At 42.4% G+C, this 14,944-nt stretch carries 13 protein-coding genes and 1 riboswitch; of the genes, 3 read left to right on the top strand and 10 right to left on the bottom strand.

Annotated features, from left to right (window positions below; all coding sequences use genetic code 11):
- Positions 1–47: 47 nt before the first annotated feature.
- Together P343_RS32240 and mntR are read right to left on the bottom strand one after the other, a co-directional pair.
- On the bottom strand, positions 48–935 hold the full coding sequence (locus P343_RS32240) for a patatin-like phospholipase family protein (RefSeq protein WP_023511019.1): 888 nt from the start codon (positions 933–935) through the stop codon (positions 48–50).
- A 133-nt stretch (positions 936–1,068) separates the two neighbouring features.
- Positions 1,069–1,497 carry a transcriptional regulator MntR gene (mntR, locus tag P343_RS32235; protein ID WP_023511018.1) on the bottom strand — a complete coding sequence of 143 codons (429 nt, stop codon included), beginning with the start codon at positions 1,495–1,497 and terminating at the stop codon, positions 1,069–1,071.
- 195 nt (positions 1,498–1,692) lie between these two features.
- Between mntR and P343_RS32230 the strand changes: the two genes are divergently transcribed.
- Positions 1,693–2,070 carry a rhodanese-like domain-containing protein gene (locus P343_RS32230; protein ID WP_023511017.1) on the top strand — a complete coding sequence of 126 codons (378 nt, stop codon included), beginning with the start codon at positions 1,693–1,695 and terminating at the stop codon, positions 2,068–2,070.
- Positions 2,071–2,199: 129 nt separating this feature from the next.
- Here P343_RS32230 and gcvPB read toward each other — a convergent pair whose 3' ends face one another.
- From gcvPB to gcvT, 3 genes are read right to left on the bottom strand one after another with little or no spacing between them, the layout of a single operon-like run.
- A complete protein-coding gene (gene gcvPB / locus P343_RS32225; protein ID WP_023511016.1) occupies positions 2,200–3,663 on the bottom strand; it encodes an aminomethyl-transferring glycine dehydrogenase subunit GcvPB in 1,464 nt (487 codons plus the stop codon).
- On the bottom strand, positions 3,656–5,011 hold the full coding sequence (gene gcvPA / locus P343_RS32220) for an aminomethyl-transferring glycine dehydrogenase subunit GcvPA (protein WP_023511015.1): 1,356 nt from the start codon (positions 5,009–5,011) through the stop codon (positions 3,656–3,658). Before gcvPA ends, gcvPB begins: the two co-directional genes overlap by 8 nt.
- Positions 5,012–5,023: 12 nt before the next feature.
- Complete coding sequence (gene gcvT, locus P343_RS32215) at positions 5,024–6,121, bottom strand: glycine cleavage system aminomethyltransferase GcvT (protein ID WP_023511014.1); 1,098 nt, start codon at positions 6,119–6,121, stop codon at positions 5,024–5,026.
- A gap of 190 nt (positions 6,122–6,311) precedes the next feature.
- Positions 6,312–6,402: riboswitch (glycine riboswitch) on the bottom strand.
- 131 nt (positions 6,403–6,533) lie between these two features.
- Between gcvT and P343_RS32210 the strand changes: the two genes are divergently transcribed.
- A complete protein-coding gene (locus tag P343_RS32210; protein ID WP_023511012.1) occupies positions 6,534–8,210 on the top strand; it encodes a DEAD/DEAH box helicase in 1,677 nt (558 codons plus the stop codon).
- Entirely contained in the window at positions 8,188–8,991 is an 804-nt protein-coding gene (locus tag P343_RS32205; RefSeq protein WP_023511011.1) for a YqhG family protein, read from the top strand. Before P343_RS32210 ends, P343_RS32205 begins: the two co-directional genes overlap by 23 nt.
- On the opposite strand, the gene comGB is transcribed toward P343_RS32205, so the two are convergent.
- The 5 genes from comGB to P343_RS32180 form a co-directional block, all read right to left on the bottom strand.
- A complete protein-coding gene (gene comGB / locus P343_RS32200) occupies positions 8,978–10,009 on the bottom strand; it encodes a competence type IV pilus assembly protein ComGB (protein WP_023511010.1) in 1,032 nt (343 codons plus the stop codon). The genes P343_RS32205 and comGB overlap by 14 nt on opposite strands.
- A complete protein-coding gene (comGA, locus tag P343_RS32195) occupies positions 9,984–11,084 on the bottom strand; it encodes a competence type IV pilus ATPase ComGA (RefSeq protein WP_023511009.1) in 1,101 nt (366 codons plus the stop codon). The genes comGB and comGA overlap by 26 nt, the downstream gene beginning before the upstream one ends.
- A gap of 275 nt (positions 11,085–11,359) precedes the next feature.
- Positions 11,360–11,746 carry a Spx/MgsR family RNA polymerase-binding regulatory protein gene (locus P343_RS32190; protein ID WP_023511008.1) on the bottom strand — a complete coding sequence of 129 codons (387 nt, stop codon included), beginning with the start codon at positions 11,744–11,746 and terminating at the stop codon, positions 11,360–11,362.
- Between the two features lie 158 nt (positions 11,747–11,904).
- Complete coding sequence (gene glgD, locus P343_RS32185; RefSeq protein ID WP_023511007.1) at positions 11,905–13,044, bottom strand: glucose-1-phosphate adenylyltransferase subunit GlgD; 1,140 nt, start codon at positions 13,042–13,044, stop codon at positions 11,905–11,907.
- A 458-nt stretch (positions 13,045–13,502) separates the two neighbouring features.
- Positions 13,503–14,870: a murein hydrolase activator EnvC family protein gene (locus P343_RS32180; protein WP_023511006.1), complete on the bottom strand. Its 1,368-nt coding sequence runs from the start codon at positions 14,868–14,870 to the stop codon at positions 13,503–13,505.
- Between the last annotated feature and the right edge of the window lie 74 nt (positions 14,871–14,944).

Here is a 14,944-nt window from a genome sequence, read left to right as displayed (position 1 = left end):
TCCTTTTATTTATTTTGAACACTTTATCAGGAGATGGCCATTCAACATTAATACGACCATTTTTTCAAGAATTTTTTTGCTCCTGTTTCTCCGATTTGGAATAATCGTTCTCTTTCCTCATGCGAGATCGTGAAGTCCTTTGTTTTGACTTTGTCCACGGGCAGGAAAACGATACTTGATCCTTTTAATTTTTCAATTTCACGCTCATCATGTGCCTCACGCATTGCTTTGAACAACCCCCGAAACAATTCCGCGGCATTATTAATCTTCATCTCTTCTTTGAACTCTGAATCTTTATCTACGATTTGGAGTCCAAGGAAAGGCCGTGTCGGCAATTCTCCATCACTGCTAAAGACCCATAGAGGAAAGTTACTCAGAATTCCTCCATCAACGATCAGCGACTTCACTCCATTTCCATCATATAGAGGAACCGGTTCAAAAAAGAAAGGCAAACAGCAACTCATTCTTACCGCGCGCGCCACTGAATAATGATTCGGATCCAATCCATAGTCTTCTAAATCATCTGGGAATACAGCCAACTTCCCCTTAGTAACATCAGAAGCAATAATTTTAAGCGCATCTTTTGGCAGATCCGCAAATTCTTCGATCCCTTTGGCTTTAAGCAGCTCAGCAAGCCACCATTCAAGGTATTCACCACTAAACAAGCCCATTTTGAAATACAACCTAAGCCATTTGTAAAATGGAAAACGCATGCGTGCAGAAGGTTCAAGCAGTTTATTCGTGTCCATTTGGCTCATAATTTTCTTTAATTCCTGCGCTGTGTATCCTGCCGCCACTAATGCCGCCACAATCGATCCAGCACTTGTTCCTGCCGTACGTTTAAATTGATAACCCGTTTCTTCAAGCACTTTGAGCGCTCCTGCAAAGGCAAAACCTTTGACGCCGCCCCCCGAGAATACGATATCGATCCACAATGGCGCCCCCTCCTCACTATCATTAAATGAAGCAAGAAGAAAAAAGAGACCGGAAGAATTTCATCTTCCGATCCCTTTATGAACAATGTACTCAATAAGCGACAAAGTGAGGAATGGAAAAACAATCTTGTTTTTACTCCTCCTCTTCGCTCCTCTCTTTTATTTCAAACAATTGACTGACACGTTTCGGATCCTCTTCAAAATACTGAACAACATCGCCGATCCGGTCGATGGAATCCCAGCTGAGGTGATGCTCAATCCCTTCAACGTCCTTATACACGTTTTCCTCATGAACACCAATTAGCTTCAAAAAATCTTCGAGCAGTTCATGCCTGTAAACGAGTCTTTTTCCCATTTTCTTGCCCTTAGGCGTTAAAATAAATCCACGATATTTTTCATAAATAAGGTATTGATCCTTATCCAATTTTTGAACCATCTTAGTCACCGATGAAGAGTGCACATCCAGTGCTTCAGCGATATCGGAGACTCTTGCATAACCTTTATCTTGTATTAGCCAATAAATACGCTCAATGTAGTCTTCCATACTCGGAGTAGGCGACATCGTGTCTCCCCCTAACAACATCCCATTTTACTCTCCTCATGTTACTATAACAGCGCTTAAAAAACAAGGAGATACCTTTTGCTAACCAAGCCCAAAAACCTGAGGATCAAGTCATCAAAGCGTTTGCATACTCTTTCATTCATGAGTTGAAATCGTTATAATGGTATTTGAAATGAATTAGGGGGACAACTAGTCATGGGCTGGATTTTTTTACTCGCAATGATTGCCGCTTACTTTGGTTACTTTTTTGTAGCCAGATACTTACAGCGCCGCTATCTCACCACATTGTCGGAAGTGGATTTTCGTGCCGGATACAGAAAGGCTCAATTAATTGATGTTCGTGAACCCGACGAATTTAAAAACGGCCATATTCTTGGTGCAAGAAACATTCCGCTTACACAACTGAAAATGCGCCAAACTGAGGTGCGTCACGACATGCCGATTTATCTCTATGATTCTAATGGCACACGGAGCGCACGCGCGGCGGCTATTCTCAAGAGATTGAAATTTTCTCACCTTTACCATCTTGATGGCGGATTTAAAAAATGGAACGGAAGAATCAAAAAAGGTTGATTAAATAGCAGCTGCGATTTTTCAGACTTCAAAACCTGTACACACAAAAAACGCACTTCAACAAGAAGTGCGTTTTTTGTGCAAATAAGAATGTGCAAAATATAAGAAATTAGCGGTACCTAATATAAATTAGTGCTTGGCGTATCGGAGGATTGGATGTCGGGCTGCCTGTGTCTCGTCCAACCGGCCAATAACTGTTTTATGAGGCGCCTCTTGAACAATTTCCGGATTCTCTTCTGCCTCTTGAGTGATGGCGATCAAATGATCGGCAAAAGCATCCAAAGTTTCCTTTGATTCCGTTTCCGTCGGTTCAATCATTAACGCTTCATCAACGAGCAGAGGGAAATAGATGGTTGGCGGGTAATAGCCAAAGTCGAGCAGCCGTTTCGCCATGTCCAGCGTACGAACACCCAGCTTTTTCTGACGGCTGCCGGACAGAACAAATTCATGCTTACACAGCTGTTTGAATGGTGTTTCAAAATAATCGGTGAGCCGCTTCAGTAAATAATTTGCATTGAGTACAGCATCCTTAGAAACCTGGAAAAGCCCGTTGCCACCCATTGTTCGAATATAGGCATAGGCACGAACATTGATTCCAAAGTTTCCATAAAATGCTTTGACGCGGCCAATGGACTGAGGTCGGTCATCGTCTAAACCATAGCTCCCATCTGCTTTTTTCACTATAAGAGGCTTGGGCAGGAATGGCTCTAGCTCAGCCTTTACACCAACTGGACCTGAACCTGGTCCGCCGCCGCCGTGTGGACCGGTAAATGTTTTGTGGAGATTCAAGTGAACCACATCATACCCCATATCGCCTGGCCTTGTCACACCCATAATTGCGTTCATATTCGCTCCGTCATAGTACACTTTACCGCCGGCAGCATGCACAATATCTGCAATCTCTTGGATGTTTGTTTCGAATAAACCAAGTGTATTCGGATTAGTCAGCATAAGAGCTGCTGTTGTTTCATCTGCAACTCGTTTGAGGTCATTTAGATCTACCAAACCATTTTCATCAGACTTGACCGTAACCGTGTCAAACCCTGCTACTGCTGCGGAAGCGGGGTTTGTGCCATGTGCAGTATCCGGAACAATAACTTTTGTACGTTTGACATCACCATTCGCTTCATGGAAGGCACGGATAATCATCAAGCCGGTCCATTCACCATGAGCTCCTGCCGCAGGTTGTAAAGTGACCGTATCCATTCCGGTTATTTCTTGCAGATTTTCCTGTAGTCTATAGAGTAATTCAAGTGCGCCTTGCACCGAATGCTCATCCTGATACGGATGAATATGTGCAAGTCCATCGAGACGTGCGACAAGCTCATTCACCTTTGGATTATATTTCATGGTACAAGAGCCTAGTGGATAGAATCCATTATCGACACCGAAATTTCTTTTTGATAAGGCCATATAGTGCCGAACAAGTTCCAGTTCGGAAACCTCTGGCCAATTCGGTTCGTCTTGTCGCAAATAATCTTCCCCAACCATGTCATTAAGCGGTGTCTCAGGTACATCTAGAGCAGGCAAACTGTAGGCTGTTCTTCCTTTTTTGCTCAGTTCAAAAATGAGCGGCTGATTCTGATTATCCATGAATAATCCCTCCAAGCACTTCAGCGAATTGATCAATTTCATCCTTAGTCCGCATCTCTGTAACAGCAACGAGCATTTTAGTATCCAATTGAGCATAGGATTTGCCTAAATCATAGCCGCCAATGATCCCTTCTTCAAACAAGGCTTGATTGACTTCTGAAACAGGACGACCGCATTCAACGATAAATTCATTGAAAAAAGACTGTTCCGCGTGTACACGTATTCCTTCTTCTTTAAGTTTCCGTGCAGCATAATGTGCCTTTTGAATATTTTGTTCCGCTAGTTCACGGATACCTTTCTTTCCAAACGCGTTCATTGCCACTGATGAAGCGAGTGCGTTTAACGCCTGATTTGAACAAATATTGGATGTCGCTTTCTCACGGCGAATATGCTGTTCACGGGCTTGAAGAGTCAGAACATAGCCGCGCTGTCCTTGTTCATCGACTGTCTCGCCAACGAGTCTTCCCGGAACTTTGCGGATCAATTTCTTTGATACAGCGAAGTAACCGCAGTGCGGACCGCCAAAAGATTCGGAAATACCGAGCGGTTGACAGTCTCCGACGACGATATCCGCATTAAATGCTCCTGGGGGAGTTAGCAAGCCTAATGAAAGTGGATTACTGGCTACAATCAGATGCGCACGTTTGGCACCATGAGTGATTTGTTCTACTTCTTTCAATGGTTCAATTTCCCCAAAGAAATTAGGATACTGCACAATCACACCCGCGGTCTGCTCATCAACTGCAGCTTCAAGTGCTTGGAGATCAACGCTTCCATTAATTGAAGGAACTGTTAACACATCAAGACCGCGGCCATGCGCATAAGTGGCAAGAACTTGCCGATATTCAGGATGAACGGTCTCAGAAACAATAATTTTCTTGTTTCGTGTAACTCCGCTTGTGAGAAGTGCCGCCTCAGCAAGTGCGGTTGATCCATCATACATTGACGAATTTGCTGCTTCCATCCCGGTCAGTTCACAAATGAGCGTCTGGAATTCAAAAATTGCCTGCAATTCTCCTTGAGATACCTCAGCCTGGTAGGGTGTGTACGCCGTATAAAATTCGCCTCTAGAAATGACGCTGTCCACAACCGAAGGAATGTAATGATCGTATATTCCTGCACCGAGAAAAGATGGGTAGTCGCTCGTACTTACGTTTTTCTTCGCGAGTCCGGAGAGAAAACGAATTAATTCCGGTTCTGAAAGTTTCGGTTCGAGTTTCAATTCACCTTTAAACCGGATTTTCTCCGGTACATCTGAAAACAAGTCTTCATCTGACTTGACGCCGATCACCTTAAGCATTTCCTCGCGGTCTTCCTCAGTGACCGGCAAATAACGGAATTGTGACATTTCATTTCCTCCTCAGGCTTTTTTATAAAACGGTGTTTTAATAACTTTCGCTTGTTTTCGTTTACCACGAATGTCTATATCAACGAGCGTGCCGATTTTTGTCCAGTCAATGTCAATAAGCGCCAATCCCAAATTTTTGCCTAGTGTAGGCGATTGTGTACCCGTCGTCACTTCTCCGACTTTATTTTTACCTACATAAACGTGATAATGCGTTCGCGGAATTGCACGATCGATCATTTCAAGACCAACCACTTTTCTCTTTAAGCCCTCTTCTTTTTGCTTGGACAGCACTTCTTTTCCAAAGAAGTCAGCAGTTTTATTTGTTTTGACTGCAAAACCGATCCCTGCCTCAAGCGGTGTAATCGTAGCACTTAATTCTTGGCCATATAGGGGGAGTCGCGCTTCAAATCTCAGAGTATCCCGCGCGCCCAGACCACAAGGAATAAGTCCATCCTCTTCGCCTGCTTCAAGCAGTGCATCCCATAAACCCGGAGCCTGATCCCAAGGGCAGTAGATCTCCAACCCATCTTCCCCTGTGTATCCTGTACGGGAAATAAGGCACGGAACATTTTTCAGAAGAACTTTTTCACTAAATTTAAAATGTGGAATTGTATTTAATTCAAAATCAGTTATTTTTTGAGCAATTGAAATTGCCTTGGGGCCTTGAATCGCCAATAATGCCGTTTTTGCCGATAAGTCAATTATTTTAACATCTTGAGTCAAATGACTAGACAGCCACTCAAAATCCTTCTCAATATTCGCGGCATTCACAACAAGCTGGAATTTATTTTTAGTCAGGCAATAGATCATCAAGTCGTCAACAGTGCCGCCGTCTTCATAACACATGGCTGTATATAATGCATCACCTGGTTTGATTTTCGAAACATCATTGGTCACCATTTGTTGTAGAAATTTTTCCGTTTCAATGCCTTCCACCAAAAATTCACCCATGTGCGACACATCAAAAATGCCTGCGCTGTTTCGAACAGCGTTGTGTTCATTTTTAATTCCTGAGATCTGAACAGGCAATAAGTATCCACCGAAATCAATCAGCTTTGCATCCTGTCTTTTGTAATACTCATAAAGCGGCGTTGTTTTCAAATCCGGCATCCAGTTTTTTCCTCCCGCTAATGCAAATTAGTGAATCCAAAGACATTGCAATTGAAATGGCACCAAAAAAGGACAGAGGAAGACACCTTCATGTCTTCCTCTGTCCTTATACCTGAAAGTTTATCGCTGTTAAAAGCCTAAGCTTCGAGCGGTATCCCCTTTGGTAGCCCCGTGGCACTCTCCAGAGGTGCGTCCACTATGAGTCCTGTTTGCCTGAGAGATTCACTGTTCGTTTGCTCCTTCGGCGACCTCATTCATCTGGTCTCTCCCCATAGCGTCATCCGCAATCCATTCAATTAAGATCGTTTAACTCAAGACTATATAGTACATACTAACAATGTTATCCTACCATTTTCTCAGTAAATTTAGCAATACTTTGTTCACAAAAATTTAACATAATAAGGTGCAGCACATGAAGCCTATTGTACAGTTTGACAGAACCTGGCATGACACATTTCTAAAACACATACAAGATGACGGACCGTGGGCAAATTCCGAACTATTCTCACTCGCTTATCTCGCAGAAAAAGAACGCGTCATTCCTACATTTCATGGTTTGATCGCTCCCGGGCGTCTACCTCAATTAAAACTGCATCCTCATCAAGTGGAGACTGCTAGAATTGTCATTGAAGAGATGCATGGAAAAGCCATTCTGGCCGACGAGGTAGGTCTTGGAAAAACGATTGAAGCCGGATTAATTATTAAGGAATACATGATACGAGGGCTTGCAAAAAAGGTGCTTATTCTTGTCCCTGCCTCCTTAGTGTTGCAATGGGTCTCAGAGCTTAATACAAAATTCTACATTCCCGCTGTTGCGCAGCGAAAGTCTTACGTGTGGAGCCAATATGACGTCGTTGTCTCATCCATTGACACAGCGAAGCGAGAGCCTCACTGCAGTATCGTGAAGGAGCAAGATTACGACTTAATTATCATTGATGAAGCGCACAAACTTAAAAATCAAAACACCAAAAACTATCAGTTTGTCCAAGCGCTGAAAAAAAAGTTCTGCCTCCTTTTGACTGCAACACCTATTCAAAATCGGCTTAATGAAATTTTTTATCTGTGTTCTTTGTTGAAACCTGGTTATCTTGGAAGTGCCGAAAGCTTCGCCAAAAATTTCAAATCAGGATTACGCTCAGTCAAAAACGAAGAAAAACTGAAAGCACTCGTTAATCAGGTCATGGTACGCAATCGACGTGAAGATACAGGGTTACGTTGGCCAAAAAGGATCATCAAATCTTTTGATATCCCTTTTTCCCATGCCGAGAACATTTTTTACGATTCACTAACTGAATTGAGAGAGAGCGGCATTGTCCAGCCATTCTCTCTGCTTACCTTGCAGAGGGAGGCTTGCAGCAGCAGAGAGGCAGCCTTTGTTACATTAAACAAAATTTATAGATCCTCTGCTAGTCCGGCCACTGAACGTATTTGGCATCAGATATTTGAAAAATTGAACGCGATCAGCCAAAATGCAAAAGCGGAAAAAACGCTTGAGTTGATCCAGCAAATCAACGACAAGGTGATCATTTTCACAGAATATCGAGCTACACAACTCTATTTGCAATGGTTTTTGAAGAAAAACGGAATCAGCTCTGTTCCTTTCAGTGGTGGATTCAGGCGCAACAAAAAAGACTGGATGCGCATGCTCTTTCAAAATAAAGTTCAGGTACTTGTTGCTACCGAAGCAGGTGGAGAAGGAATTAACCTTCAGTTTGCCAGCCATCTGATTAACTATGATCTCCCTTGGAATCCGATGCGCATTGAACAGAGAATCGGACGCATCCACCGCCTTGGACAGGAAAATGACGTGCACATTTATAATCTTGCAACGCAGGGAACTGTAGAGAGTCACATTCTGAACTTGCTCTATAACAAAATTCATCTTTTTGAACAAGTTATTGGTGAACTAGATAAAATTCTGGCGCATATTGACCTGAAAGATGTTGATAAACAAGTTCAAAGAATATTTGAGGAATCGGAATCAGAAGGAGAACTAAAGATCAAGCTTGATAACCTAAGCAGTGTTATTAATTTTGAGCAAAACAGTTTAAGAGAGGATGCAGATCATGCAGCAAGCGGAAATCCATGATTTTCTCGTTCGTTTCTTTACCAGCTCAGATTGTACGCTTATGCCCGTCCAAAGCACTTTTCAGGTAAAAGTAAAATTGAACAAATCAATGGATAAGATGCTGATGAACCGACCATTTTACTGGCACTATATTGAACAGATCGGTGCAGAACCTGAAACCGCGACACTGACATTTCGGCTAAGTGACAAGATTGATGATGGCGAATTTATTCATTTCGGGTCTCCACGCCTTCATCAAATTTTTAATGCTGCAGAAAAAATGGGGCAATTTATTCGCCTATATCAAATTCTTCCTCCCCAATCCGCTCCGGCACTCGAACCATGGCTTGGGCTCAATCTGAAAATTAGTTATCAGTGTGATCTAAAGAAGGACGAGATCCGTTCCGTTGGCCTTCAATTAATTAACGGAACATTAATTGAAGGGTTTCAGACTATGTTAAAGAAGCTTCAACTTAATCAAAAAATGCCGGATTACTGCTACACATTAAGTCCATTAATAAAGATTCAAAGCGGTATCCAGAGGATAGAGCGCTTTATCGAGTCTGAATTGGAAGCAGAGCCGACAGAATGGGCGGATCAGGCAAATGAAAGATGGGCAAAAGACCAGCAGCTACTGGATGCCTTCTACGAAAATCAAGAGCAGAAACCAGAACGTTATATTCAGGAAAAAAAGGCACTAGAAGAGCAGTATCAACCAACAATAAATGTAAAGCTAATAAACGCCGGTATATTTTATCTTCAATCCTCGACCTTTTTACCGGGATTAATCAAAGGGCATTAATCATATGAAAAATCGGCAGCAGGATTGAAAGAAACAGCATCAGCACAAAGCCGCCGACCAAAATAAGCATTAGTGGCTGGCACATAGATATTAACCATTTGGATTGCTGTTCCATTCGTTTCATCAATTGCATGCTGAATTGGCACAAAACTTTACCGAGCAAGCTATGACGCTGGCCCTGATGAATGGCTTCTGCAAGTTCCGGTAAGTAATAGACAGGACCAAGCACAAAAGAATCCAGCGGTAGACCGTTTAACAAATTCTGTTCCATACGTTCAGCTTCAGATTTCAAAAATGGTGATGTGCCTTTTTCTGTTAATATGTGAATCGATTGTTTGATATTAAGACCTGAACTCAAAAGGGACCCCAAATGAAATGCAAAAAGGTGTGTGTGATAGAGTCGGATATATCGCCCAATGATGGGTAAGCGAGATGTAAAACGGAGACGAGGTAAAAGCGGTAGTTTGCGATAATAAATTACACATAATGCAAGCGCAAATCCAATCACTACAGCAATCACTGCTGCTTCTGCAACATGCTCCGAAAGATAAAGCAACGCCTTAGTGATCAGTGGGAGTTCAAGTGATAACGACCGGTAGAGTTGGATAAAACTTGGTAATAGAAAACGGCCAATCACAAACATAATGGTGCAAAGTACCCAAATCAGAAACAAAGGATATCGCATGAACCTCCTCATCGTTTCTTTATACTGTTCCCTCCGCAAAATCATTGTGCCGCTCTCAATCAGTGCTGCAGATAAGTTTCCACCTGTCTCCGCAAAGTAAATGCTACTAGCGATCTCTCCCGGAAAGTGTAATGCATGCAAGACCTCATGAAGCGGAGACCCTGCGATCATGCTTTGTCTCATACGCTCCATATCCTCCTGAACCTTCGGCCTTTTCCGGTTTTCCGGTAAAGATAGCGCCGTTATAAGGGGATAGCCATCACTCAGACAACGCCCGATATCAATTAAGAGTTGTGCCTGATCTTTCTTAGTCCAGCTTCTTTGAAAGAACATCACCACGCCTCCTCACGGCCTCGGCAGCAATCCATCCGGTTTCAATACCTTCCTCCAAATAATCCTCTATTGTCTTATAACCGGTATGACGCCGCCCTGAGATTTTTGCTGATAATAAATCGTGAAGCGGCATTCCAGCGAGTATTTCAAAAACACCGGTCCGTTTTGGGTGGTGACGGTGCTTGCAGTTTTGAGCGCAGACTTGCCCGCATTCAGGGCATTGGATGGTAACCAACCTTTCGGCGATGACCGCCACCAATGTCTCTTTCAGATCAAAGCGCGGGATTCCCAATTCAAGCATTCTTTGCACAGTGGATGCGGCGTTCGACGCATGTACGGTTGAGAGCACCAAATGTCCGCTTAGAGATGCACGTACTGCCATTTTTGCGGTTACTTCATCACGTATTTCACCAATCATCACTATATCAGGATCATGGCGCAATATTGCTCGAAATCCTTTTGCATAGGTAAAATCAGCTTTTTCGTTTACTTCCATTTGAATAAAGGCATCGTTTTTCTTTTCAATAGGATCTTCAAGGGTAATGACACGGGCATGGTAACGTCTCTGAAGGGTTGAAAGCATGCTATATAATGTCGTAGTCTTGCCGGATCCGGTAGGTCCTGAGATGAGTATCAAGCCGCTTTCATAGGAAAGAAGTGACGATAAGCCTCTCTTCGCTTCATCGAATACGGTTAAATCATCAATTGGCAATTCATTTCTTTGGGGAAGCAAACGAATGACGAGACTTTCATTATTAGGGGTAGGTAGAATGGACATACGCAGCGATACGGAATCATGGTTAATCACTGCCTGCATCGCACCGCTTTGAGGCAGCCTGTGCTCACCAATATCCATGCCGGAAAGAAATTTGAAATGATTAATCATTCGTACAGCAATAGCTGGAGCAAGTTTTACAAGTTCGTACAGATACCCATTAATCCTTAACTCAACTAATGTGTCGCAGCTTCGAGGGGTAAAATGAATGTCTGAGGCTCCTGATCTATACGCATGCTCCAGTAAGTCACGGCTTTGCTCAATAACATCATTTTCTACAACATTTTCTAAATTGTCCACAAGATCACCTGCTTTCACTATTCATGAAAACTGGCTGATTTCCGGTAAAAAGGGCTATTTATAAGGTTCTACACCGGACAATCCAATCCCTTCTTTTCACATGTACTTTGATCATTCATGTTTCTAAATTCTTCGACTATGAATTCACGGGAGCTGAATCCATACAATTTAGTTTAAGAACGTAAGTGTGTGTTTCGTAGATGTCATAAACTATATTCAACTTAAGTCTACCCATAAAATGTGGCAGGCATCTTAAACGATACCTGCCTAATAATCTATCCGATTGATTGCTGTTGTTCGCGTTTATCTCTTATTGCTAGCCTTTGCAAATCATCCTGATGGTAACCGACAATAAGTTGTGTCCCATCGGTAATAATCGGCCTTTTCAACAATTTTGGTTCATCGGAAAGAAGCTGAAGAGCCTGACTAAGCGGCATGTCATTTAGATTGACAGTCAACTTTTTATAAGTCGCACTACGTGTTGCAAGTAATTCCTCAACTCCTGATTTAGATAATTTAATCAGTTCCAGTAATTCCTTAGCATCCGGACGATTTCGGAACAGGTGCCTTTCCTCATAATTTACGTCATGATCCTTCAGCCATCCTTTTGTCTTCCTGCATGAAGTGCAACTCGGATAAGTGTAGAAAATCAATTTTCTCATCAGCTTCCCTCCTCGTATTTTCTTAATTCCTTACTCTGTTACATTCCCTTGCTTTACGTCAATTAAACTTTTTTGTTGAAAAAAGTTTGGAGTTTGTCGAAAAGCTTGTCCACTTTTAGAAGAAAAAGCACATACGTCTCCAAATGTTGCATAAATCGTCATTGGCCCAAATGAATCTTTGATTTTTTTTCAACCACTATTGGATGTTCTTTTGATCCGATAAGTTGTGAACCTGGTGCAACTCTGGTTTCTTTATCCATTATGACATTTTCTAAATATGCGCCTTCACCGATCATGCATCCTTCCATCAGGATTGTACCCTTTACCTCTGCCCCCTTAGCAACAGTCACATTCCGAGAAAGGAGCGAGCGCACAATCTTTCCTTTTATCACACAACCGTTGGCTATTAGTGCATCCGTAACATCAGCATTCTTGCCATAGAAGGCGGGCACTTCATTTTTGACTTTTGTTTGAATCCGATGATTGCCCCCTAGTAATGCAGTCAAATTAGATTCTTCGAGCATATCCATGTTCCCGTCATAATAGGATTTGATGGATTGAATGGTTTTAAGATAACCTGTATATTCATATCCATTTGTCGAGACTATTGTAACTGCCTGATGAAGCGCATCTCTCAGATTGTAGAGTTCATTCCAAGCTATGAAACGCCTAATTAACTTCGCAAATAACGAACACTTCATGAAGTAAATTTCCATGTTTACAGCGATTTGGTCATCATGGCACGTAGAGCATGGCATGATGCTCCTTACCTTGCCGTCTTCGCCAAGCACAACACAAGTCATCGGTCGCCCATCAATTGCCAATCGATGAACCGTCTTGTAAACTACGGTTATTTCAGCATTTTGTTCTAAATGATGGCGCAAAATTGCGCGCACATCTAAATTACATAATGTGCGTGAACCCATCACAAGAACATAATCTGCCCCCGATTTCTCAATAAACTCTAGATTATTATAATAATTAGTAAGATCTTCATTTGTCATTCCGGGTTTCGTTCGATAAACCTCTGGAGAAAAAAAGAATAAGCCACCATTTGTACGATCCATATCCCAATCGCTACCACTGCGCACATGATCATAGATTGATCGATATTGGTTGTTCATAAATATACCAATTGATTCCACATGTGCTGAAGCCAAGTTTGATAGCGGGAAATCGATAAGCCGATATCTGCCGCAAAAAGGCAGACCTGCTACTGGCCGATGTGCAGTCAGTGGTTGTGTCGGGTTAATTGATTCGTTTAAGTTGATGATGCCACAAATATTTTGGTGTTTCATCATAATCCGCCCCTATTCATCAAATCCAAAACACCTGGATTTTCGCATATACTCTAACTCTATGCGCATCCGAATGAATCAGAACAGAGAGGATCTTGAATTCATTTGAAAACTATTTTATTTGGATAAATATTCCACCAAATAAGAAAAACCGGGCAAAAACGCCCGGTCCTTAATTTCCAGCTATGCGTCATTCGTTTGTGTCTTTATGATTCTGAATCGTCGCATCGGTTGCTCGCTTGCCACGGGCGCACCGCAAGCCTCCTCAGACAGGTAAAACTCTGCGGGGTCTTGCTGGCACGCTGATCCCGCAGGCGTCTCGCACCTCCGCTTTGATTCTCGGCCAAGACATTGATTTAGTGTTTGAATACGAGGCAAAACCCTATACATTCTTCACTTGTAAAAAAGAGCCGAACAATTCGGCTCTAATCAAATCTGTTTGCTTGACTATGAATCACTTAATTTATATAGGCTAAAGGATTGACGGCACCATTATGCGGAGGCGGTGTCCATGGTCCAATATACAATTCAAAATGAAGATGGGAACCAGTAGATTCACCAGTGCTGCCCATTGAACCTATCACCTGTCCTTGGGAAACACTCTGACCGGTCGATACAGAATACGAGGACATATGTGCATAAACTGTCGTATATATTTTTCCACCAATACTATGAGAAATCATCACACAATTGCCGTAGCTTGCTGATTGGTAAGCTTTGAAAACAATGCCATCAGCTGCAGCTCGAATCGGCGTCCCGGTGCTATTGGCAATATCAATACCAGGATGAAACCCGTTATCAAATGAACGATAACCAAATCCTGATGAAATATATCCGGCGGCTGGCATGATGAAAGAAGCCTGGGTATTCGTTGGTTGACTATCCGCAGATGAAATGGTTTCTGCCGAAGTTTGAGTATTATTCTGCACAGAGACAGTCTGACCGGAAGAAGAATTTGTTGTTGCTGCTGTTTTTGCCGCTGCCGCTTTTTCTGCATCTGCTTTCGCTTTTGCCTCAGCCTCCGCACGAGCTTTTTCCTTTGCTTGTGAAGCTGCCAGATCAGCAAGCTGCTGTTTGATTACCGATTCTTGAGCATTCAAAATCTCAGATTGCTCGTTAGAAGACATGACTGTCTTTTCAATGTCAGATGCTTGGCTCTTTAACTTGTCTAGCAAATCTTGTTTATGCGCATTTTCTTGATCGAGACTCGTCTTCATCGTTTGCAAATTATGTAAATCGTTTGTCGTTTGAGCCAGAACAGTCTGAAGTTTTTTCTGTTTTGTCACCTGTGCGACTTTATCTTTTTTTTGATCCGTAATTATTTTGTTATCCTGATCGGTAATCATTTTCAGTGCAAGCAATCGATCAAGAAAATTACCGAAGCTTTTCGAGCCCATAATGACGTCCAAGTAACTGACTGCGCCGCCACTCATATATATAGATCGCAGACGCCCCTTCAGAAGTTGGCCGCGAATCTTGATCCGACTGTCAATCTTGCTTATCTCTTTTTTTAGAATAACCATATCTGTTTGATTTTGACGGACTCTGGCTTGTGTCTGGTCAATACGGCCATTCATTGATGCAATCCTTTTCTCCGTATCTTTTATGTTGTTAACCACGTCATCCTGTTTATTATGATTCTCCGAGAGCTTCTTTTTAGAAGATGCAAGATCGTTGTTATTATCCTGTTTTTGTTGCTTAATTGTGTCTAATTTTTCATTTAGTTGGGCCTGCGACTGCGCCGAAACCTTTCCACCGCCAATACCCAAAATTAAGGAGCAGGAAAGGCATGCTGCGACTACCACTTTCATTTTTACTGCTTTCATTTATACCAGACTCCCTACCTTGCTTTGTCGAACTCTTGCATACTGTTTGCACATCATAGACAGATGTTGTTCCA

Origin of the sequence: Sporolactobacillus laevolacticus DSM 442 (assembly GCF_000497245.1) — a bacterium.
GTDB classification, from domain to species: Bacteria; Bacillota; Bacilli; order Bacillales; family Sporolactobacillaceae; genus Sporolactobacillus; species Sporolactobacillus laevolacticus.
The sequence above is the reverse complement of the archived record's forward strand: the minus strand, read 5'-3'. Positions and strand labels throughout refer to the sequence as shown.

Bases quoted from the DNA above. Each gene is read 5' to 3' on its own strand.
- P343_RS32205 (WP_023511011.1), top strand. From the start codon at position 8,188: ATGCAGCAAGCGGAAATCCATGATTTTCTCGTTCGTTTCTTTACCAGC.
- P343_RS32230 (WP_023511017.1), top strand. From the start codon at position 1,693: ATGGGCTGGATTTTTTTACTCGCAATGATTGCCGCTTACTTTGGTTAC.
- gcvPB (WP_023511016.1), bottom strand. From the start codon at position 3,663: ATGGATAATCAGAATCAGCCGCTCATTTTTGAACTGAGCAAAAAAGGA.
- P343_RS32210 (WP_023511012.1), top strand. From the start codon at position 6,534: ATGAAGCCTATTGTACAGTTTGACAGAACCTGGCATGACACATTTCTA.
- comGB (WP_023511010.1), bottom strand. From the start codon at position 10,009: ATGTTCTTTCAAAGAAGCTGGACTAAGAAAGATCAGGCACAACTCTTA.
- mntR (WP_023511018.1), bottom strand. From the start codon at position 1,497: ATGTCGCCTACTCCGAGTATGGAAGACTACATTGAGCGTATTTATTGG.
- P343_RS32180 (WP_023511006.1), bottom strand. From the start codon at position 14,870: ATGAAAGCAGTAAAAATGAAAGTGGTAGTCGCAGCATGCCTTTCCTGC.
- glgD (WP_023511007.1), bottom strand. From the start codon at position 13,044: ATGAAACACCAAAATATTTGTGGCATCATCAACTTAAACGAATCAATT.
- gcvT (WP_023511014.1), bottom strand. From the start codon at position 6,121: ATGCCGGATTTGAAAACAACGCCGCTTTATGAGTATTACAAAAGACAG.
- gcvPA (WP_023511015.1), bottom strand. From the start codon at position 5,011: ATGTCACAATTCCGTTATTTGCCGGTCACTGAGGAAGACCGCGAGGAA.
- P343_RS32190 (WP_023511008.1), bottom strand. From the start codon at position 11,746: ATGAGAAAATTGATTTTCTACACTTATCCGAGTTGCACTTCATGCAGG.